Here is a 21,765-nt window from a genome sequence, read left to right on the forward strand (position 1 = left end):
CGCGGACCGGTGCTCCCGGCTGGGCCGGACGGCCCACGCGGCCCCGGCCTCAGTCGCGCCGGTAGGCGGTGAACCGTCCGTTGCCGCGACGCTCGACGGTCAGCGGCAGCCCGAACGTCTCCGACAGCGGCTCGGAGGTCATGACCTCGTCCAGGAGCCCCGCGGCGACCACACGCCCCTCACGCAGCAGCAGCCCGTGGCTGTAGTTCGGCGGGATCTCCTCGACGTGGTGGGTGACCAGCACCGACGCCGGGGCGTACGGGTCGTCGGCGAGGTCGGCGAGCCGGGTGACGAGGTCCTCGCGGCCGCCGAGGTCGAGCCCGGCGGCGGGCTCGTCGAGCAGCAGCAGCTCCGGGTCGGTCATCAGCGCGCGGGCGATCAGGGTGCGCTTGCGCTCGCCCTCGGAGAGCGTGCCGTACGCGCGCCCGGCGAATCCCGCCATGCCGAGCTGGCCCAGAAGCTGCTCGGCGCGGCCGGTGTCGTCGCGCTCGTACTCCTCGCGCCAGCGCCCGAGGACCGCGTAGCCCGCGGAGACGACGACGTCGGAGACGATCTCGTCGCCCGGGATCCGGACGCCCAGGTTGGCCGAGGTGAGGCCGATCCGGGTGCGGAGCTCGAAGACGTTGACCCGGCCCATGCGCTCGCCGAGCACGTAGACGGTGCCGGAGGTCGGGTGCAGCTCGGCACCGGCGAGGCGGAGCATGGTCGTCTTGCCGGCGCCGTTCGGGCCGAGGACGACCCAGCGCTCGTCGAGTTCCACCCGCCAGTCGACGGCATCGAGCAGGGTGGTGTCGCCGCGGCGGACGGTGGCGCCGTCCATCCCGACGACCACGTCCTCGTCGTCGATCGGGGTGGAAACGGGTGTGACACCGGGCGCGGACGGGGTTCGGGGCGAAGTCACCCCCCTATCCTGGCCGATCGTGCCTGTCTTCCCCCTCGGTGCCCACCCCGACGACCACGGGACCCGCTTCGCGGTCGCCACCACCAGCGCCGAGACCGTCGAGGTGTGCCTGATCGACGGCGCCGCCGACGGTGAGGGCGGTGGTCTCACCGAGCGGCGCGTCGAGCTGCGCGAGCACACCTTCGGCGTGTGGCACGGCCACGTGCCCGGGGTGCGGCCCGGCCAGCGCTACGGCTACCGCGTGCACGGTGCGTACCGGCCGTTCGAGGGGCTGCGCGCGAACCCGCACAAGATCCTCGTCGACCCGTACGCGGCCCGGATCACCGGCCGGGTGACCGACGCCGTCGCCGCCCGCGGGTGGGACGGCGACCCGATGTCGGGGCGCCCCAGCACCGTCGACTCGCTCGGGTCGGTGCCGCTGTCGGTCGTCACCGCGACCGACCTGGCGCCCCGCCCGCCCCGCCCGGACGTGCCGTGGTCGGAGACGGTGATCTCGGAGATCCACGTGCGCGGCTGGACGAAGCTCCACCCCGAGGTGCCCGAGGCGCACCGCGGCACCTACCTCGGGCTGGCCCACCCGGCGGTCATCGCGCAGCTGCAGCGCACCGGGGTGACGGCCGTCGAGCTGCTGCCGGTGCAGGCCAACGCGCCGGAGCCGCCGCTGCTGGAGCGGGGCGCGTCGAACTACTGGGGCTACGCCACGCTGGGCTTCCTCGCCCCGCACGCCGGCTACGCCTCGGACCCCGGCAACGAGGTCGCCGAGTTCCGCTACCTCGTCGACACCCTGCACGCGGCCGGGATCGAGGTCATCCTCGACATCGTCCCCAACCACACCTGCGAGGGCGGGGTCGGCGGCACCACCCTGTCCTACCGCGGCCTCGACGCGCCGGCGTACTACTCGCTCGGCGGGTCCGGGCACGACGCCGACATCACCGGCACCGGCAACACCCTCGACGCCGGCTCCCCCACGGTCATCCGGCTGGTCTGCGACGCCATGCGGCACTGGGTGCACGCCTACGGCGTCGACGGGTTCCGGATCGACCTCGCCTCGGTGCTCGGCCGCCCGCGGTCGGGCCCGTTCTCGCCGGACTCCGCGCTGCTCACCGCGATCGCGCAGGACCCGACGCTGTCGACCTGCAAGCTGATCGCCGAGCCGTGGGACGCGACCGGCGAGGGGTACCGGGTCGGCGGCTTCGGCGTCGCCTGGTCGGAGTGGAACGGCCGCTACCGCGACGCGGTGCGCGACTTCTGGCGCGGTCACGGCGGCGTCGCCGAGCTGGCGTCGCGGCTGACCGGCAGCTCCGACATCTACCAGCTCTCCGGGCGTCGCCCGTGGGCCTCGGTCAACTTCGTCACCGCTCACGACGGCTTCACCCTGCGCGACCTCGTGTCCTACGAGCGCAAGCACAACGAGGGCAACGGCGAGAACAACCGCGACGGCACCGACGACAACCGTTCGCAGAACCACGGCGCCGAGGGCCCGACCGACGACGCCGGCATCCGCGCCGCCCGGCAGGCCACGGCCCGGGCGATGATGGCGACGCTGCTGCTGTCGATCGGCACCCCGATGATCACCGGCGGCGACGAGCGCTGGCGCACCCAGGGCGGCAACAACAACGCCTACTGCCGCGACGACGAGACCTCCTGGGCGGACTGGACCCGCACCGACGAGACCGCGGCGATGGAGGCGTTCACCGCCAAGGTCGCCGCGCTGCGCCGCGAGTCCCCGGTGCTGCACCGCGACCAGTTCTACGTCGACGGTGAGGTCCTCTGGTGGGACCCGTCCGGGCGGCCGATGGAGCCCGGCGACTGGCACGACGGCGGCCGTCGCACCCTCGCGCTGCTGCTGGCCGACTACTGGCTACTGGTCCTGCACGCCGGCGACGAGCCCGCCGACTGCGTGCTGCCCAGCGACCACGGTTTCGACCCGGTCCTGGACTCGACCGCGCCCGACGGCACCCCCGTCGACACCACCCCGCTCGAGGCCGGGGCGACGGTCGTCCTGCCGCCCCGCTCGGTACACCTGCTGCGCAGCCGCTGACCGGCGGTCCGGGGTGGTCGCGAGGCTGGGACGGGCCGGCCGCGCGGCGTAGGCTCCGCGCATGCCGCGCTACGAGTTCCGCTGCCGCGAGTGCAGCACGACGTTCGAGGTCGAACGGCCGATGGCCGCGTCGTCGGACCCGGCGGACTGCCCGCACGGGCACGCGGACACCGTCAAGCTGCTCTCGACGATCGCGCTCGGCGGCCGGTCCGGTGCCGCGCCGCGGCCCGCGATGGCCCCGGCCGGTGGCGGCGGGGACTGCTGCGGCGGCGGGTGCTGCGGCGGCTGACCCCTTGCCGACGACGGGTCCCGCCCCCTCGGGCCACGGTCCGGCGGGCCACTGTCCGGCGGGCCACGGTCCGGCGGGCGGCGGGACGTCGCGGGCGGCCCGGCGCGTGGTGCTCGTGCTCCCGGCCGTCCTGCTGGTCGGCGTCCTGGGCGCGGGCTGCGCGGGTTCCTCCCCGCTCGCCCCGACCCGCGGCGCGGAGACCGCGGCGGGCCCGAGCGCGTCCGCCGTCGCCGCGCCGTCGGACTCGACGTCGACGAGTACCGGACCGCCGGTGACGATCGTGCTCGGCAGCCCGGACCGGCCGCAGGCCCGCGGCCTCGGGACCCCGCGACCGTCGCTGGTCGACCTCGGCGGGGCGAGCTCCACCGGCATCGTCGAGGACCTGACGTGGCAGAGCTGGGGCGCCCCGACCGCCACCGGCACCGGGACGGCCGCCTACGCCGCCCCCGGGCAGCCGCTCGCCGCCGCGACGCGGGAACGCGCGACGGTGGTCGCGGCCGACCCGGGCTCCTGCGCCGGGCGCCCGGCCTACCGCACGCTGACCTGGTACTTCCCCCAGCACGGCGAGGTCCCCGGCGCCCACCCACCGCTGCCCGTCTGCGGCGACTGACCGCCACACCGCTGCTAGGCCGAACGGGCGTATTCCGCTCCATCGTGTGACGTAGGTCAACACTGCTCCGATACGCCGAGTGCATCTGTCCCCGTGGAACTGGAGTCCACGTGCCCCGAGCGCTCCCCCGTCTTCTCCGTGCCGCCACCGCCGTCGCCGCCGTGGCCACCACCGCCCTGCTCACGACGGCGGCGACCCCCGCCCCGCCGTCGCCCCCGGCCGAGGCGCTCACCGCGCCCGGCCCGGTGCAGGCCCTGCAGGTCTCCCCCGTACCCGGCGGCGGCGCCCGCGGCCTCGGCCTGCAGGTGTCCTGGTCCCCGCCCGTCGAGAACGAGGGCGCCCTGCGCACCCACTACGACGTCGAGGTCCGCGACCACGCGGGCGCCGTCCTCCACTCGGCCTCGACCGAGACCACCACCAGCGCCCCGGTGTACGGCGACTACTGCGTCGCGCCGTTCACGGTGTCGGTGCGCGCGGTGACCCGCGACGTCGACGAGAGCCGGTCCGAGCCGGGGCCCGCCGTCCTCACCACGTTCGGCGAGCGGGCCCCGTGCGCCCTCACGATGTCGATCACCGCGGCCCGCGCCGCCGACGGCACCGTGCACGTGCGCGCCGTCCGCGAGGCCCCGGTCGACCCGTACGTCTCCGGGCCCTGCACGCTCGCGACGGCCGGCCGGGTGCTCTGGTCGGGCACCTGCGGCGGCTACGCCACCACCCAGGACATCGTGGTCGGCGCGCTGCCCCCGGGACCGCGGGAGCTCGCGCTGACCACCGTCGCCCCGCGGGGTGAGCGCAGCACGAGCCGGACCACGCTGCGCTAGCCCGCCAGGACGATCCGCCCCAGCTCGACCGACGACGCCAGGTGCGGGTGGTGCGGCAGCACCCGGACCGTGTACCCGGTCAGCCCCGCGTGCGGCAACGGCACGGCGACCTCCCAGGACCCGTCGCCGCGGTGCTCCATCGCGACGGTCACCGGGTCCGCCAGCTCGTCGGAGGAGTCGACCCGCCCGACGACGGCCTCGACCGTCACGTCCGACGGGTCCAGCCCGGCCAGGTCCACCCCCGCCCGGACCGTCATCGGCGACCCCACGACCGGGGTGTCGGGCAGCCCGGACGCGTCGACGCCGGTGATCCGGACGTGGTTCCACGCCTTGTTCAGCCGGGCCCGGAACTGCGCGATGTCGCGGGCGACGGCGTAGTCCGACGCGGCCGCGTCCGCGGCGGCGCGGGCGGCCGGGGTGTACCAGTCCTGCACGTACTCCCGCACCATCCGGGTGGCCTGCACCTTCGGCCGCAGGGTGGTGAGGGTGTGGCGGACCATCTCGACCCAGCGGTGCGGGACGCCGTCGACGCGGTCGTAGAACGCGGGGCCGACCTGGGTGGCGATGAGCTCGTAGAGGGCGTTGGCCTCCAGGTCGTCGCGCCGGGTCGGGTCCTCGACGCCGTCGGCGGTGGGGATGGCCCAGCCGTTGGCGCCGTCGTAGAACTCGTCCCACCAGCCGTCGCGGATGGACAGGTTCAGCCCGCCGTTGAGCGCGGACTTCATGCCGGAGGTGCCGCAGGCCTCCAGCGGGCGCAGCGGGTTGTTCAGCCAGACGTCGCAGCCCCAGTAGAGGTAGCGGGCCATCGACATGTCGTAGTCGGGCAGGAAGACGATGCGGTGGCGCACGCCGGCGTCGTCGGCGAAGCGCACGATCTGCTGGATGAGCGCCTTGCCGCCGTCGTCGGCGGGGTGCGACTTCCCCGCGACGACGAGCTGCACCGGCCGGTGCGGGTCGAGCAGCAGGCTGCGGAGCCGGTCGGCGTCGCGCAGCATCAGCGTGAGCCGCTTGTAGGTCGGAACCCGGCGGGCGAAGCCGACGGTGAGCACGTCGCGGTCGAAGACGTGGTCGGTCCAGCCCAGCTCCGGCTCGGACGCACCCCGCTCCAGCCAGGCGGCGCGCACCCGGCGGCGGACCTCGTCGACCAGCCGGGACCGCAGCGTGTTGCGCAGGCCCCACACGTCGGCGTCGGACACCTCGGCGGTGCTGCTGCCGGGCTCGCCGAGCAGCTCGGTGACCTGGTGGGCCTCCCAGGTGGGGCCGTGCACGCCGTTGGTGACCGAGCCGATCGGCACCTCCTCGCGGTCGAACCCGGCCCACAGCCCGCCGAACATCTCCCGCGACACCGTCCCGTGCAGCCGGGAGACACCGTTGGCGCGCTGGGCCAGGCGCAGACCCATGTGCGCCATGTTGAACGTCTCCGGGTCCTCCTCGGCGCCGAGCGCGAGGAGCCGGTCGGTCGGCAGGCCCGGCAGCAGCCGGTCGGTCAGGTAGTGCCGGACCAGGTCCAGGCCGAACCGGTCGATGCCGGCGGGCACCGGGGTGTGGGTGGTGAACACCGTGCCCGCGCGGACGGCGGCGAGCGCCTCGTCGAAGTCGAGCCCGCCGGACGACGCGGACGCCGTCGCCGGGCCCGCGCCGTTGGACGACACCGCCGAGCCGGTGCACAGCTCGCGGATCCGCTCGCAGCCGAGGAACCCGGCGTGGCCCTCGTTGGTGTGGAAGACCTCCGGCGTCGGGTGCCCGGTGAGCCGGCAGAACGCGCGGACCGCGCGCACCCCGCCGACACCGATGAGGATCTCCTGCTGGATGCGGTGGTTCTGGTCGCCGCCGTAGAGCCGGTCGGTGACCCCGCGCAGGTCGGCCCCGTCGTCGGAGCCGGCGTTCTCCTCGATGTCGGTGTCGAGCAGCAGCAGCGGGACCCGCCCGACCGCGGCCTGCCAGATCCGCGCGTGCAGCGTGCGGTCCCCCGGCATCGCGACCTCGACGAGCTCCGGCGCGCCGGAGGCGTCGGTGAGCAGCTGCAGCGGCAGCCCCTGCGGGTCGATCGCCGGGTAGTGCTCGAGCTGCCAGCCGTCGAGCGACAGGGACTGGCGGAAGTACCCCGACCGGTACAGCAGCCCCACCGCGACGAGCGGGACGCCCAGATCCGAGGCGGCCTTGAGGTGGTCGCCGGCGAGCACGCCGAGCCCGCCGGAGTAGTTGGGCAGCACCTCCGAGACGCCGAACTCCATCGAGAAGTACGCGACGGCCGACGGCCTGCCCGCGCCGTCGGCGTCCGCGCCGCGGTACCAGCGCGGCTCGGACAGGTAGGTCTCCAGCTCCGCGGCCCGCTCGGCGACCTCGGCGGCGACCGCGTCGTCCGCGGCGAGCTCGGCCAGGCGGCCGGCGGGGATCTCGCCGAGCAGGCGGACCGGGTCCTGTCCGCTGGCGTCCCAGGCGTCGGGGTCGAGGGAGGCGAACAGTTCCCGGGTCGGCGCGTGCCAGGTCCACCGCAGGTTCGTCGCCAGTGTCTGCAGCGGCGCGAGCGGAGCGGGGAGCTGGGCACGGACGGTGAAACGACGGAGGGCTCTCACGGCCGCGAGGGTAGCCGGGAACACCGACACGCACGCGGTGTCCCGCCCGGCCGTGACGGGGTCCCACCGGTAGGGTCGCACTGCCGCGGGATCAGTGGGTCCGTGCACGTCGAATCGGTTCCGTCCACATCCGTTCCGATCCGTTCACGCCGATGGTCCCGCGGGTGTGGCGACAGGTGACGTGGCGGCGTCAGACTGGCCGTCTCGACTCTGGTGGGACTTCTACCGACGGTGACAATTTCCTGGGGGTGCAGCCGATGACCGGTCGGCTCGGAATCGACGACGTGACCCCGTTCGTGGAGAGCGGAGACCCGGCCAAGGCCGTGGTCGGCGAGGTCGTCCCGATCCGGGCGACCGTGTGGCGGGAGGGACATGACGCCGTCGCGGCGAACGTCGTGTTCACCCCGCTGTCGGCCGACGGGACGCCGGGCGACGCGCAGTACGTGCGGATGCAGCCCGACGGGGTGGGCACCGACCGCTTCGTGGCCTGGGTCCGCCCCGACGCCGAGGGTCGCTGGACCTTCCGCGTCGACGCGTGGAGCGACCCGTGGGCGACCTGGCGCTCGGGCGTGGAGAAGAAGATCGCCGCGGGCCAGACGGCCGAGGAGCTGGCCAACGACCTCGAGGTCGGCGCCCGGCTGCTCGCCAGGGTCGGGCGTCGCCCGGCCGAGAAGGACAGCCGCGACCTGCTGCTCGGCGCCGCGAACACGCTGCGGGACACCGCGCTGCCGCTGCGCGCGCGGGTCGCCCCCGCCCTGTTCGACGCCGTCGTCGCGATCATGGTCGAGCGTCCCGTCCGGGAGCTCATCACCCGCGGCCCGGAGCGGACGATCTTCGTCGACCGGCCCCGCGCGCTGTACGGGTCCTGGTACGAGTTCTTCCCCCGCTCCACCGGCGGGCGCGACGAGACCGGCCGCCCGGTGCACGGCACGTTCGCGACGTCGTCGAAGGAGCTCGACCGCGTCGCGCGGATGGGCTTCGACGTCGTCTACCTGCCGCCGATCCACCCGGTCGGCACGGTGCACCGCAAGGGCCGCAACAACTCCACCCACGCCGAGCCGGGCGACGTCGGCTCCCCGTGGGCGATCGGCTCCGCCGCGGGCGGGCACGACGCGATCGACCCGGAGCTGGGCGACTTCGACGACTTCGACGCGTTCGTCGCGCGGGCGAACGAGCTCGGCATGGAGATCGCGCTCGACCTGGCGCTGCAGTGCGCGCCCGACCACCCCTGGGTCACCGAGCACCCGGAGTGGTTCACCGTGCGCCCGGACGGGACGATCGCCTACGCGGAGAACCCGCCGAAGCGCTACCAGGACATCTACCCGCTGAACTTCGACCGCGACCCGGCCGGCATCTACGCCGAGTGCCTGCGCGTGGTGCTCAAGTGGGTCGAGCACGGGGTGACGATCTTCCGGGTCGACAACCCGCACACCAAGCCGCCGAACTTCTGGCACTGGCTGATCTGGGAGGTCAAGCGGACCCACCCGGAGGTGCTGTTCCTGGCCGAGGCGTTCACCCGCCCGGCCCGGCTGTTCGGGCTGGCGCGGCTGGGCTTCACCCAGTCCTACACGTACTTCACGTGGCGGACCGAGGCCGAGGAGCTCGCCGACTTCGCGACGATGCACGCCGAGCACGCCGACGAGTGCCGCCCCAACCTGTTCACCAACACCCCGGACATCCTCCACGAGTCGCTGCAGACCGGCGGCCCGGCGATGTTCGCGATCCGGGCGACCCTGGCCGCGACGATGTCGCCCACCTGGGGCGTCTACTCCGGCTTCGAGCTGTACGAGGGCACCCCGGTCAAGCCGGGCAGCGAGGAGTACCTGGACTCGGAGAAGTACGAGCTGCGCCCGCGGGACTTCGAGTCCGCCCTGAACCAGGGGCGCTCGCTGGAGCCGTACGTGACCCGGCTCAACGAGATCCGCCGCGCCCACCCGGCGCTCCAGCAGCTGCGCGAGATCCACTTCCACGAGGTGGACAACACGAACGTCATCGCGTTCTCCAAGCTGGACCCGTCCACCGGTGACCAGGTGCTCGTGGTCTGCACGCTGGACCCGACGGCCCCGCAGCAGGGCACTCTGAAGCTGGACATGCCGGCGCTGGGGCTGCGGTACACCGACGTCGTCGAGGTGCACGACGAGGTGTCGGGCGAGACCTACCGCTGGGGCGAGTACAACTTCGTGCGGCTGGTCCCGACCGACCACGTCGCGCACGTCATCACGCTGCCGGCGCAGGCCCCGCTGCTCTGAGAGCCGCTCCGGGTCGCACGAACGGGCCCCTCGTACGGACTGTCCGTACGAGGGGCCCGTTCGCGCAGGAGGGTCAGGCGGGGTCGGCGTCGTCCGCCGGGGGCTCCAGGACGACGGCGGTCGCCCGGAACGGGGCCATGTCGATCCGGAAGCCGTTGAGGTCGTCGACGGTGCCGACGGTCTCGCCGGAGAACAGGTCGGTGACGGTCGCGCCCGGCGCCAGGTGCTCGGACCGCACGAACGCGTCCACCTGCTCGTCGGCGAAGTTCAGGACGGTCACGCTGGTCCGGTCGTCGTCGAGCAGGTGCACCATCACCAGCAGGCCGCGGTGCGACACGTCCGGCACGTCGACCTGGCGGGCCGTCGCCACCCCGGAGCGCTTGCGCACCGCCAGGATCGCCTGCATCTGGCGGACGAAGCTGGTCTCCTCGGTCAGCTGGTCGGGCAGCGACCCGTAGAGGCTGCGCCCGCGGGGCATGCCCGACGAGGACTTCTCGGCGTCCGGCCGGTGCCCCATCAGGTCGTGCGCCGGCCGGGAGATCCACCGGGTGTCCCCGGAGTTCAGCAGGTCCGAGACCGAGTCCGGCGGCAGCGTCAGCATGCCGAGCAGGTCCCAGCCCGACAGCGCGAACACCCCGGGCTGGAAGGCGTTGAACATGACCAGCAGCAGGTGCACCCGCCGGATGCGCTCGACGTCGTCGGGCCCGATGTCGTCGAGCGCGGAGATGCCGAGCGAGGCGGCGATGACGGTCGCGGTGGTGCAGGCGATACCGTTCGTCGTGAAGATCAGGTTGTAGGGCGCGTCCGGCCCGGTGAGGACGTCGCACAGGTCGCGGCGGATCGTGTCGGCCAGGTCCCCGCCGCGCATGTCCTCGCCGCGGAAGTGGAACAGCTCGTCGGTGTGGCCCGCGGTCCAGTGCACGAGTTCGTAGGTCAGCTCGTCGTGGTTCTGCAGCGCGTGCACCAGCGACGCCGGGTCGACGCCCAGGTCGAGCGCGGTGCGCAGGGTCAGCCGCAGGAACTCGGTGTCCGAGGTCGCGAGCGCGTGGTGGTAGGCGGGGCGGTTGATGAAGTCGTAGGACAGGTCCGCGCCCGCCTCGGAGGTGACCTTGATGTCGTCGACGGTCAGGTTCAGCTCCTGGAAGGTGAACCCGCCGACCTTGCGCACCATGCTCGCGATGAGGTGGTTCGCGGCCTCGGACAGCGGGTGCCCCTCGGACCAGCCGGGGTTCCCGGAGCCCGCCTTCTCCACGCCGAGGAAGCCGTTCGCGTCCAGGCGCAGCGCACCCGAGCCGAGGTCGGCCAGCGAGTGCAGGGCGTCGCCGATGACCATCCGCATGCCCGCGAAGGTCGGGTCCAGCCAGTTGACCGACGGCTGGCCGTCCTTGAAGTAGTGCAGGTACACCCAGCGCCGCACGACGCCGTCGACGCCGGTGACCTCGCCGGTCGCCGACCAGTTGGTCTCCTTCACGCCCTCGCGGTAGAAGATGACCCGCTGCAGCCGGCCGACGATGTAGCCGGCCTTCTCCAGTGCCTCCTCGGTCGCGGCGTCGAGGTTGGCCGAGTCCTTCCCCGGCGGCACGTCCGGCAGCATCCCCCAGTCGGACTGCTCGATCTCGACCATGTGGTAGATGCCCGGGTAGTCGCCGTAGGCGAGCTCGGCGAGCCGGAAGTCCGGCCCCTTGCCGGTGTGGCCGGGGACGATGTCGTCGATGATCGTGCCGCCGTGCCAGGTGGCGGTCGCGCACATCGCACGGAACTCGTCCTCGGTGCCGAAGGCCGGGTCGAGCTCGTTGGAGATGCGGTCGAAGTGGCCGTCGACGCTCGGGGTGGGCTGCCAGCCCGAGAGCCCGCCCGCCTTCTTCACCGGCCCGGTGTGGACGCCCTCGATGCCGATCGTCTCGAACGCCTGCCACAGCTCCTCGTTCCCGAGTGCGGCCAGGAACGACTCGCCGGAGGCGGTGATCAGCGAGATCGGGTAGGCGGTGAACCACACCGACGCCGTCTCGACCGCGTGCCGCGGGCCGGGGCTGGCGTAGGGGTTCTGCCACATCGAGCCCTGCCCGGAGAACTGGCGGGCCAGCTCGTCGGCGTGGCCGAGCATCGACTGGGACAGCAGCCACGACACGTAGACCGGGTTCTCCCCCGACGCCGGGCCGTCCTGCGACACCGACCGGCGCCGCACCGTGGACCGCACCCGGGCGCGGTGACGCAGGGTGCGCGGACGCGCCTCGTGGTAGTACTCGGCGAAGTTCACGTCCGGTGGCTCCGGGACGTGCTCGGCCTCGGCGGGCACCGGTTCGACGGCGGCGAGCGGATCGGCCGGTGCGATCCGGGCCTGGGTCTCCGGGATCGTCGGGGGGATGTCGGCCTTCGGCTCTCGCTCGGTCACGCCGCCGGTCCTCCGGTCGCTGTGGGGGGCAGGTCAGGGCAGGTTCTGGGCATGTCCGGCCCACGGTGCGCCCTGCGACGGCGATCCGCACGCGGGCGCGTGCGCACCGTCGCGGGGTACCCGCGGGCACCACGTCCAGTATGGGTTTCCCGGCACGGGGATGCCGGACAGAAGCGTGATCACCGCCCGTGACCAACGGGTGGTCGATCCGACACGGACAGTACCGCCCACCCGACCTCCTGACCCGGCCGGGTCGGCCTGTCCCGGTTAGGGTTTTCGCCTGCGGGCCCGGGTGGCGCCGACCGGTACCGGACGTGGTGCGGGCGGTGGTCGCGACCGGTCCGCGGTGGTGTTCACAGGCCGGGCGGACGCCCGGCAGGAGGGGGACGACGCGTGCGGCCGACCGGAGCTTCCGAGGACCTGACGGCGCTCCCGGGCCTGTTGCGCGACTGGCTGCCCGGGCGTCGCTGGTTCGCCGAGAAGGGGCGTCCGCTGACCGGCGTCGCCGTCGCGTCGCGGCACCCGCTGCCCGCCGCCGAGGGCGTCACCGGGCTCGAGGTGCTGGTCCTCGCGGTGTCCTTCGCCGACGGTCCGGACCGGCACTACCAGCTGCTCCTGGCCCGCGCCCCGCACGCCCCGGTCGGGGCCGCACCGATCGGCGGCCACGACGGGCAGGTCCTCTACGACGGCCTGCACGACCCGGCCGTCACCGCGCTGCTGCTGCGGCTGATCGCCGAGGGCGCGACCGCCGGTGACCTGTCGTTCGTGCCCGAGCCGGGCGCGGTGCTGCCGCTGACCGAGACCGGCCGCGTCGTCGACGCCGAGCAGTCCAACACCTCGGTCCGCTGGGGCGAGCGCTCCATCCTCAAGGTCTACCGGCGCCTGTCCCCCGGTCTGAACCCCGACCTGGAGCTGCACCGGGCGCTGCGCGCGGCCGGGTCGACGTCGGTCGCGGCGCTGCAGGGCGGGATCGAGGGGGTCCTCGACGGCGAGCCCGCCACTTTCGCGCTGCTGCAGGAGTTCGCGGCCGGCTCGCACGACGGCTGGGAGCGGGCCACCGCGGCGGTCCGCGACCGGACCGACTTCACCGGCGACGCCCGCGCGCTCGGTGAGGCGCTCGCCGACGTGCACGTCGCGCTGCGCGCCGAGCTCGGCACCTCCGAGGCCGACCCGCGCGAGCTGGCGGCGTACTGGACCCGGCGGTGCACCGAGGTCGCCGACCAGGTGCCGGTGCTCGCCCCGCACGTGCCCGCGATCCGCGCCGTCTACGACGAGGTGGCCGCGCTGGGCGCGCCCGTCGTCGTGCAGCGGGTGCACGGCGACCTGCACCTCGGGCAGACGCTGCGCCGCCCGGACGGCCGCTGGCTGGTCATCGACTTCGAGGGCGAGCCGGCCGCCTCCCCCGAGGAGCGGCGCGCGCCGGACTCCGCGGTGCGCGACGTCGTCGGGATGCTGTTCTCCTTCGACTACGCCGCCTTCCACCACCTGCTGACCCGGTCCGACACGCCCGGGGCAGGTCTCGGTTCGGACACCACCGAGGCACGTCTCGCTCACGACTGGTCGGCCGCGAACCGCGACGCGTTCTGCGCCGGCTACGCCGCCCGCGCCGGTGAGGACCCACGCGCGCACGCCGCGCTGCTGCGCGCCTACGAGCTGGACAAGGCCGTCTACCAGGTGCTCTACGAGACCCGCAGCCGTCCGACCTGGCTGCCGATCCCGCTCACCGCGATCGCGCGCAGCACCGCTTAGCACGTCCGGGCCGTCGGCGACACCCGGTGGTCACCGGACCTTCCCGCCGTCGACGCCGGGGCGACGCCCGACTCCCCGGGCGGCCCGGCGCGGGATCGTGGAATCCTCCCCGACCAGGAGGACACCCACCGTGAGACCACCACCCGCCACCCGGCCCGAGGACCTGTCGTGACCCCGGCCGGTCTGCTCGGTGTGGACGGTCTGGACGGGGTCCTGGGCCTCGTCCAGCGCCCCGACGGGCCCACGCTCGGCGTGACGCTGGCCGTGCTCTTCCTCGGTGTGCTGGTGGAGGGGCCGGTCGTCAGCGTCGTCGCGGGCTCGCTCGCGGGCGCCGGGCTGCTCGACTGGTGGGTGGTGTGGCTGGTGGCGTTCGCCGCCGACGTCGTCGCCGACACCGTCTTCTACGTCCTCGGCCGCGGCGGGCGCCGCCCGGCCGTCGCTCCGCTGCTGGTCCGGCTGGGTCTGACCGAGCGGCGCTGGGACGCACTGCGCGCGAAGGTGGGGGGCCGTCCGGGCCGGTTGGTGCTGGGCGCGAAACTGGTGGACGTCGGCGCGATCCCCGCGTTCCTGGCCATCGGCCTGGCCGGGGTGTCGTACCGGCGGTTCGTGGCCTGGGTGGTCCCGCTGACGGCGGTGCGTTCGGCACTGCTGGTCGGGATCGGCTGGGTGGTCGGGGGCCGGTTCGCCGCGGAGCTGGCCGACCGGCCGTGGATCATCGTGGCGGTGGGGCTGGGCGTGGGCCTGGTGCTCGTGGCCGGGCGCGCGCTGTGGGTGCGCGCCAGGACCTCGCGGAAGGAGAACGTGTGCGCGTCCTGATCGGGGCCGACACCTGGGCACCGGACGTCAACGGAGCCAGCTACGCCGGGCAGCGGCTGGCGGCCGAGCTCGCCGCCCGCGGGCACGAGGTGCACGTGGTCGCGCCGTCGCGCGGTCTGCGCAGCGTCCCACCGCGCCGGGTCGGGCCGGTGACCGAACACCGGGTCCGCTCCTGCCGTGTCCCCAAGCCGCCGGGCTTCCGGCTCTGCCCGCCGCCCGGGTTGCGGCAGACCTGCCGCGCGATCCTGCGCCGGGTCCGGCCCGACGTCGTGCACGTGCAGAGCCACATGGTGCTGGGCCGGATGCTGCTCACCGCGGCCGCCGACCTCGGCGTCCCGTCGATGGCGACCACGCACATGATCCCGGAGAACATCATCCCGGCGATCAGCTTCCTGCACCTGCCGGAGTCCGGGCTCAAGAAGCTGTTCTGGTGGGACGCGGTGCGCGTGCTCAGCCGGGCCGGGCTGGTCACCGCGCCCACCCCGCTGGCCGCGTCGATGGCCGAGCAGGGCGGCGTCCCCGGCCCGGTGCTGCCCGTGTCCAACGGCCTGGACCTGGGCCGCTTCCGGCCCGACACCACCGGTCGCGGGCCCGCGTTCCGCGCCCGGCACGGCATCCCCGCCGACGCGCCGCTGGTCGGCTTCGTCGGGCGGCTGGACCGGGAGAAGCACGTCGACGAGCTGGTCCGCGCCACCGCGCTGCTGCGCGCCGGTGCGGTGCCCGGGGCGCGGCTGGTCGTCGTCGGCGACGGCGAGGAGCGGGCCCGGCTGGGCGCGCTGGTCCGCGCCGAGCACCTGGAGCACGCGGTCACCTTCACCGGCCGGCTCACCGACGACGAGATCCCCGACGTCTACCCGGCCCTGGACGTGTTCGTGAACGCCGGCACCGCCGAGCTGCAGAGCCTGGTCACGCTGGAGGCGATGGCGACCGGGAAGCCGGTCGTCGCCGTCGACGCGGGTGCGCTGCCGCACCTGGCCCGCCCCGGGGTGAACGGCTGGCGCTACCCGCACGGCGACGTCGCCGCGCTCGCCGACCGGCTGTCCCGGGTGCTCGGCGACCCCGACGGCGCGGCCGCGCTGGGGGCGGCGAGCCTGCGGATCGCCTCCGAGCACTCGCTGGCGACCACGGTGGACACCTTCGAGGAGCTGTACCGGACGAAGGCCCGCCCGGTCGTGCCGGTGCGCGCGTTCCGATCGGCGCGCCGCGCCCGCCGGCACGCGGACACCCGGCGGTGACCGCGACGCTGACGCCCGCCCGGGAGCACGTGATCGACGGCGCGCCCACCGTCGTGCACACCCTCGGGGACCCGGACGGGGCACCGGTGCTCGCGCTGCACGGGCTGCGGGGCAGCCACCACGGGCTCGCGCCGCTGGCGTCGCGGCTGACCGGGTACCGCGTCGTCGTGCCGGACCTGCCCGGGTTCGGGGCGTCGCCGCCGTTCACCGACCGCACCCACGACGTCGACGGCTACGCCCGCTGGGCCTCGGCGCTGCTCGCCGACCTCGGCCCGGACACGGTGCTGCTGGGGCACTCGTTCGGGTCGATCGTGGCCGCGGCCGTCTGTGCCGCCGCCGCGACCACACCGCGGGCGCTGGTCCTGGTCAACCCGATCGCCGAGCCCGCCTCGGGCGCCGGCGGCGTCACCGGCATCGGGACGGCGGCCACCGCGCTGCTGCACTCCGGCGCCGCCCGGTTCGGCCTCGACGGCGTGCTGCGCAGCAGACTGCTCGCCGACGCGGCCACCCTGTCGATGACCACCACCCGCGACCCGCTGCTGCGCCACTGGATCTCCGACGAGCACCGCGCCCACTTCGGCACCTTCGCCACGACGGCGTCGCTGCTGGAGTGCTTCCGCGCCGCCGGTTCCGGCTCGGTGCGGCCCTGGGCGCCCCGGATCACGGTGCCGACGCTGCTGCTGGCCGGGGCCCGCGACCGGGTCGCCCCACCGGCCGGGCAGCACGCGCTCGCCGCCGCCTTCGCCGACGCCCGGCTGGTCCTGCTGCCGCGCACCGGCCACCTCGTGCACTACGAGGCCCCGGCGTGGGCGGCCCGCGAGATCCGGGGTTTCGTGGCGCGGTGAGGGTGCTCGTCGACTGCCGCTACATCCGTCCCGGACGCCCGGACGGCATCGGCCGCTACACCACCGGGCTGGTCCGCGCGCTGGACCGGATCGCCCCGGTGGAGCTGCTGGTGTCCGACCCGCGCCAGCGCGACGGGCTGCCCGACCGGCCCGCGCACACCCTGCCCGCCCCGACCGGGGCCGGGGAGCCGCTGGTCGCCCGGCGGGTGAACCGGATCGTCGCCGGGTCACCCGATGCGGTCGTCTTCAGCCCGATGCAGACGATGGGCACGCTCGGGCGCCGCTACGCGGTGGTGCTCACCGTGCACGACCTCATCTACTACCGGCACCCGGCGCCGCCGCCGTGGCTGCCCGCGCCGGTGCGGGCGGTGTGGCGGGCCTACCACCTGTCGTGGTGGCCGCAGCGGCTGCTGCTGGCCGGCGCCGACGCCGTCGCGTGCGTGTCCGCCGCGACCGCGGACCTGGTCGCGGCGCACCGGCTGTCCCGCCGGGAGGTCGCCGTCGTCCCGGACGCCACCGACTTCCACCTGCCGCCCGGCACGCCGACGCGGTCCCGCCCGCCGGGGAACCGGATCGTCTACGCCGGGTCGTTCATGCCCTACAAGGACGTCGCGACCCTGGCCCGGGCCGCGGCCCGGCTGCCCGGCCACGAGCTGCACCTGGTCTCCCCCGTCCCGCCGGGGGTGCGCGCGGAGCTGGAGCGGCTCGCCGCACCGGCCCGGCCGGTGTTCCACGACGGCGTCGACGACGACGGCTACCGCGCCCTGCTCGACGGCGCCACCGCGCTGGTCTCCGCCTCCCGCGACGAGGGGTTCGGGCTCCCGGTGCTGGAGGCCATGGCGCGGGGCTGCCCGGTCGTCGTCACCGACATCCCGGCCTTCCGCGAGGTCGCGGGCGACGCCGGCGTGTTCGTCGCGCCGGGTGACGACGCCGGGGTCGCCGACGCCGTGCGCGGGCTGGACGCGACCTGGACCCGGCGCTCCGACGCGGTGCGGGCCCGCGCCGCCGACCAGACCTGGGACGGAGCCGCCGTCGCGCTGCAGGCGGTCCTGGAACGGGCACTGGGGCGCCACCGGCGCCGGCGGGCCTGACCCGGTCCGCTCACGCTCGACTGCGATCCGGCAACACTGTGCGACCGCGCGCGGCGGGCGTCGGTCACCCGCAGTACGGTTCCGCGGTGACCTCCGAGGAGACCCGAGCGACCCGCTCCGAGACCGATGCGTACGCACCGGACCAGGCGACGACCGACCGGCTCCTGGGCGGTGCCCACCACGACCCCCACTCGGTGCTCGGCGCGCATCCGCACGTCGACGGCACCGTGGTCCGTGTCCTGCGGCCGCACGCCGTCTCGGTGGCGGTGCTGCCGAACGGTGACCGCGCGCAGGCCTGCGAGCTGACCAGGGTGCACGACGCCGGGCTGTTCTCCGGCCTCGTCCCCGGCTCCGGCGGCGACTACCGGCTGCTCGTGACCTACGGCGACGGCGCCGGCGGCACGACCGAGCAGACGGTCGACGACCCGTACCGCTGGCTGCCGACGCTCGGCGACATGGACCTGCACCTCATCGGCGAGGGACGGCACGAACGCCTGTGGGACGTCCTCGGCGCACACGTCCGGGACTACGACACCCCCTCCGGCGAGGTCGCCGGGACCAGCTTCGCCGTGTGGGCGCCCAACGCCCGCGGTGTGCGGGTCACCGGTGACTTCGACGGCTGGGCCGGCTGGGCGCTGCCGATGCGCTCGCTGGGCAGCTCCGGGGTCTGGGAGGTGTTCGTGCCCGGCGTCGGCGTCGGCGACCGCTACAAGTTCCGCATCCTCGGCCCCGACGGCCGGTGGCGGGACAAGGCCGACCCGATGGCCTTCGCCACCGAGATCCCGCCGCAGACGGCGTCGGTCGTGACCCGCGACGTGTACGAGTGGACCGACGACGCGTGGATGGCCGACCGCGCGCAGCGCCGCCCGCACGCGGAGCCGATGAGCGTCTACGAGATGCACCTCGGCTCCTGGGTGCCGGGGCTGGACTACCGCGAGATCGCCGAGCGCCTGGTGGCCTACCTGGACACCACCGGGTTCACCCACGTCGAGCTGCTGCCGGTCGCCGAGCACCCGTTCGGCGGGTCCTGGGGCTACCAGGTGACCTCGTACTTCGCCCCGACCTCGCGGTTCGGCACGCCCGACGACTTCCGGTACTTCGTCGACCGGCTGCACCGCGCGGGCTACGGCGTGATCGTCGACTGGGTGCCCGCGCACTTCCCGCGCGACGAGTGGGCGCTGGCCCGCTTCGACGGCACGGCCTGCTACGAACACGCGGACCCGCGCCGCGGCGAACAGCCCGACTGGGGCACGCTCGTGTTCGACTTCGGCCGCAACGAGGTGCGCAACTTCCTCGTCGCGAACGCGCTGTACTGGCTCGAGTCGTTCCACATCGACGGCCTGCGCGTCGACGCGGTCGCCTCGATGCTCTACCTGGACTACTCCCGCGCCGACGGCCAGTGGCTGCCGAACGTCCACGGTGGTCGGGAGAACCTCGACGCGGTGGCGTTCCTGCAGGAGATGAACGCGACCGTCTACCGGGAGCACCCGGGTGTCGTGACGATCGCCGAGGAGTCCACCGCCTGGCCGGGCGTCACCCGGCCCACCTACATGGGCGGTCTCGGGTTCGGGCTGAAGTGGAACATGGGCTGGATGCACGACACGCTCGACTACACCGGGCGCGACCCCATCCACCGCAGCTACCACCACAACCAGATGACCTTCTCGCTGATGTACGCGTTCAGCGAGAACTACGTGCTGCCGATCAGCCACGACGAGGTCGTCCACGGCAAGGGGTCGCTGTGGACCCGGATGCCCGGCGACGACTGGAACAAGGCCGCCGGCGTCCGCGCGCTGCTGGCCTACATGTGGGCGCACCCGGGCAAGCAGCTGCTGTTCATGGGCGGTGAGTTCGGGCAGCCGCGCGAGTGGTCCGAGCAGCGGTCGCTGGACTGGCACCTGCAGAGCGACGAGCCGCTGCACGGCGGGATCACCACCCTCGTCGGGGACCTGAACCGGACCTACCGCGCGCAGTCCGCGCTGTGGTCGCGCGACACCACCCCGGACGGCTTCGGCTGGATCGACGCCAACGACGCGCAGGGCAACGTGTTCTCGTTCCTGCGCCACGGCGTCGACGCCGAGGGCCGCGCCACCGTGCTGGCCTGCGTCGCGAACTTCTCCGGCTCCCCGCGCGAGGACTACCGGGTGGGCCTGCCATTCGCCGGGAACTGGACCGAGGTCGTCAACACCGACGCGTCGGCCTACGGCGGATCCGGGGTGGGCAACCTCGGCCGGGTCAAGGGCGAGCAGGTCATGTGGCACGGCCAGCCCGCGTCGGCGGTGCTGCGGCTCCCGCCGTCGGGTGTGCTGTGGCTGGTGCCGGAGGAGACCGGCGGCCCGGTGCTGTCCGCCCCGGCGCAGGAGGCGGCCCCGGCCGCGACGGTCCCGCCGCCGCTGCCGGCCGCCGCGCTGCCCGACGAGCCGGAGGACACCGACGTCGAGGCACCGGTGACCCCGGACGACGACCTGCGGGTCTCCGCCGCCCCGGCGGACCCGGCCGACCTCGTCGACCCGGGGCCGGACGACTCCGAGGACGCCCCGGACGCCGGTCCGGTCTCCACCTCGGTCGCGCCCGCACCCGGCACCGTCGGTGTCCGGGCGGTACGCACCGGCACGTTCGTGAACGGGAGCTCCGGGACGGGCGCGTCGGACACCGGGACCACCGCGGGCGACTGAGCTCCGCCCCGCGACCGGCCCGGCCCCGCGCCGGGCCGGTCGCGGGTCAGCGCTCGGCCGTGTCGGGCTCCTCGCCGGGCAGGTCGGAACGGGCCGTCGTCGGCCGTGCCGGACCCGTGCTCCCCGTCACGGCGCCGCCCACCGGGGGACGGTCGCCGTCGACCGGTGGCCTGCCCGACGGCTCGTCGTCGGGGCCCATCCAGACGCGCGCCATCGGCTCACCCCGTCACGCGCCGGTCGGCGGGCACCGCCAGTACCGCCAGGGCCCCCAGCGCGGCGACCGCCCCGAACGCGAAGAAGCCCCACGGGTAGGCGAGGCCCGCGGTGAGCAGCACACCGCCGAGGATCGGACCGCAGATCGCACCGAGCCGGCCGATCCCGCTGGCCGCCCCGAGCGCCGAGGCCCGCGCGTGGTCCGGGTAGTGCCGGCTGACGAACGCGTAGACCAGCACCTGCGAGCTGAACACGAACACGCCCGCGAGCAGGACGCTCACGTAGATCCCGCCGCCGGGCAGCGGCACCGCGAGCAGCGCCAGGAACACCGCGCCCGCGACGAACCAGCCGACCGTCGCCGTGCGCAGCCCGATCCGGTCGGCGACCCGGCCCGCGACGAGCAGCCCGACGATCGCGCCGACGTTCAGCACGAGCAGCTGGGCCAGCGCCGCGTCGAGCCCGTACCCGGCGACCCGCATGATCTGCGGCAGCCAGGTGTTGAGGCCGTAGACCAGCAGCAGTCCCATGAACGAGGCGACCCAGAACGCCACCGACGAGCGCAGGTAGCCGTCGCGGACGAGCTGGGCGACCGGGTTGCGCGACCGCGGCCCGGCCGGTGCGGCCGTCGCGCGGGCCTCGGCGGGCAGCGTGTCCGGCAGGTACCGGGCCAGCAGCGGGACCAGGACGATCGCCGGGAGCGCGCCGAGCACGAACATGGGCCGCCAGCCCCAGACCGGGATGACCAGGATCCCGAGCAGCGAGGTCGCGACGGCGCCGACGTGGTAGCCGGTCATCAGGGTCGTGGTCGCGCTGCCGCCGCGCCCGGGCCTGCTGTGCTCGTTCACCATCGCCAGCGCCACCGGCAGCACCCCGCCCAGGCCGAGCCCGGCCAGGAAGCGCAGCGCGCCGAACGTCCACGGGCCGGTCGCGACCGCGCACAGCAGCGTCAGCACGGAGAACGCGACGACGGTCGCCAGCATGGCCCGGCGGCGGCCGACGAGGTCGGCGAGCGGGCCCGCCGAGAGGGCGCCGGCCATCACGCCGAGCAGCCCGGCGGTGGACACCAGCGACGCCGTCGCCGGGGTCAGGCCCCAGGCGGGCTCCTCCAGCAGCGACGGCAGCACGACGCCGAGCACCACCAGGTCGAAGCCCTCGAGTGCCACCGCCGCCCAGCACAGTGGGGCCACCCAGCGCCCGTGGCGGACGGCGTCGGGGGCGGTGGTGGGTCCGCGGGCGGGGTCGGGCCGTGACGTCTGCGCCAT

At 74.6% G+C, this 21,765-nt stretch carries 16 protein-coding genes; 11 read left to right on the forward strand and 5 right to left on the reverse strand.

The window, feature by feature from the left end; translation table 11 throughout:
• Positions 1–49 precede the first annotated feature (49 nt).
• Positions 50–820, reverse strand: coding sequence for an ABC transporter ATP-binding protein (locus DMP17_RS40865; protein WP_226350629.1), 771 nt, complete (start codon positions 818–820; stop codon positions 50–52).
• 100 nt (positions 821–920) lie between these two features.
• Between DMP17_RS40865 and glgX the strand changes: the two genes are divergently transcribed.
• The 4 genes from glgX (at position 921) to DMP17_RS40885 (ending at position 4,662) form a co-directional block, all read left to right on the forward strand.
• Entirely contained in the window at positions 921–2,942 is a 2,022-nt protein-coding gene (glgX, locus tag DMP17_RS40870) for a glycogen debranching protein GlgX (RefSeq protein ID WP_337832354.1), read from the forward strand.
• 61 nt (positions 2,943–3,003) lie between these two features.
• Positions 3,004–3,231, forward strand: coding sequence for an FmdB family zinc ribbon protein (locus DMP17_RS40875; protein WP_226350115.1), 228 nt, complete (start codon positions 3,004–3,006; stop codon positions 3,229–3,231).
• Between the two features lie 106 nt (positions 3,232–3,337).
• The gene (locus DMP17_RS40880) at positions 3,338–3,841 is read left to right on the forward strand and encodes a hypothetical protein (protein ID WP_337832355.1); all 504 of its coding nucleotides are present in this window, start codon (positions 3,338–3,340) and stop codon (positions 3,839–3,841) included.
• Between the two features lie 110 nt (positions 3,842–3,951).
• A complete protein-coding gene (locus DMP17_RS40885; RefSeq protein ID WP_337832356.1) occupies positions 3,952–4,662 on the forward strand; it encodes a hypothetical protein in 711 nt (236 codons plus the stop codon).
• Here DMP17_RS40885 and glgP read toward each other — a convergent pair.
• Positions 4,659–7,238: an alpha-glucan family phosphorylase gene (gene glgP / locus DMP17_RS40890; RefSeq protein WP_226367447.1), complete on the reverse strand. Its 2,580-nt coding sequence runs from the start codon at positions 7,236–7,238 to the stop codon at positions 4,659–4,661. The genes DMP17_RS40885 and glgP overlap by 4 nt on opposite strands.
• Before the next feature lie 257 nt (positions 7,239–7,495).
• On the opposite strand from glgP, the gene DMP17_RS40895 reads away from it, so the two are divergent.
• Positions 7,496–9,487 carry an alpha-1,4-glucan--maltose-1-phosphate maltosyltransferase gene (locus tag DMP17_RS40895; protein WP_226350111.1) on the forward strand — a complete coding sequence of 664 codons (1,992 nt, stop codon included), beginning with the start codon at positions 7,496–7,498 and terminating at the stop codon, positions 9,485–9,487.
• A gap of 73 nt (positions 9,488–9,560) precedes the next feature.
• On the opposite strand, the gene treS is transcribed toward DMP17_RS40895, so the two are convergent.
• Positions 9,561–11,879: a maltose alpha-D-glucosyltransferase gene (gene treS, locus DMP17_RS40900; protein WP_337832357.1), complete on the reverse strand. Its 2,319-nt coding sequence runs from the start codon at positions 11,877–11,879 to the stop codon at positions 9,561–9,563.
• Between the two features lie 393 nt (positions 11,880–12,272).
• On the opposite strand from treS, the gene DMP17_RS40905 reads away from it, so the two are divergent.
• The 6 genes from DMP17_RS40905 (at position 12,273) to glgB (ending at position 20,290) form a co-directional block, all read left to right on the forward strand.
• Positions 12,273–13,628 (forward strand): maltokinase N-terminal cap-like domain-containing protein, encoded by a 1,356-nt coding sequence (locus DMP17_RS40905; protein ID WP_226350109.1) that lies wholly within the window; start codon positions 12,273–12,275, stop codon positions 13,626–13,628.
• A gap of 168 nt (positions 13,629–13,796) precedes the next feature.
• Positions 13,797–14,444, forward strand: coding sequence for a DedA family protein (locus DMP17_RS40910; protein ID WP_226367448.1), 648 nt, complete (start codon positions 13,797–13,799; stop codon positions 14,442–14,444).
• Entirely contained in the window at positions 14,432–15,679 is a 1,248-nt protein-coding gene (locus tag DMP17_RS40915; RefSeq protein ID WP_337832358.1) for a glycosyltransferase, read from the forward strand. Before DMP17_RS40910 ends, DMP17_RS40915 begins: the two co-directional genes overlap by 13 nt.
• On the forward strand, positions 15,676–16,524 hold the full coding sequence (locus tag DMP17_RS40920; protein ID WP_337832359.1) for an alpha/beta fold hydrolase: 849 nt from the start codon (positions 15,676–15,678) through the stop codon (positions 16,522–16,524). Before DMP17_RS40915 ends, DMP17_RS40920 begins: the two co-directional genes overlap by 4 nt.
• Positions 16,521–17,615 (forward strand): glycosyltransferase family 4 protein, encoded by a 1,095-nt coding sequence (locus tag DMP17_RS40925; protein WP_337832360.1) that lies wholly within the window; start codon positions 16,521–16,523, stop codon positions 17,613–17,615. The genes DMP17_RS40920 and DMP17_RS40925 overlap by 4 nt, the downstream gene beginning before the upstream one ends.
• Before the next feature lie 86 nt (positions 17,616–17,701).
• A complete protein-coding gene (gene glgB / locus DMP17_RS40930; protein WP_443217954.1) occupies positions 17,702–20,290 on the forward strand; it encodes a 1,4-alpha-glucan branching protein GlgB in 2,589 nt (862 codons plus the stop codon).
• Between the two features lie 46 nt (positions 20,291–20,336).
• Here the strand turns inward: glgB and DMP17_RS40935 are convergent, their stop codons facing one another.
• Together DMP17_RS40935 and DMP17_RS40940 are read right to left on the reverse strand one after the other, a co-directional pair.
• A complete protein-coding gene (locus DMP17_RS40935; protein WP_226350103.1) occupies positions 20,337–20,504 on the reverse strand; it encodes a hypothetical protein in 168 nt (55 codons plus the stop codon).
• Between the two features lie 4 nt (positions 20,505–20,508).
• Positions 20,509–21,765 carry an MFS transporter gene (locus DMP17_RS40940; protein WP_226367451.1) on the reverse strand — a complete coding sequence of 419 codons (1,257 nt, stop codon included), beginning with the start codon at positions 21,763–21,765 and terminating at the stop codon, positions 20,509–20,511.

The sequence above is a fragment of the Pseudonocardia sp. TMWB2A genome (assembly GCF_017312135.1).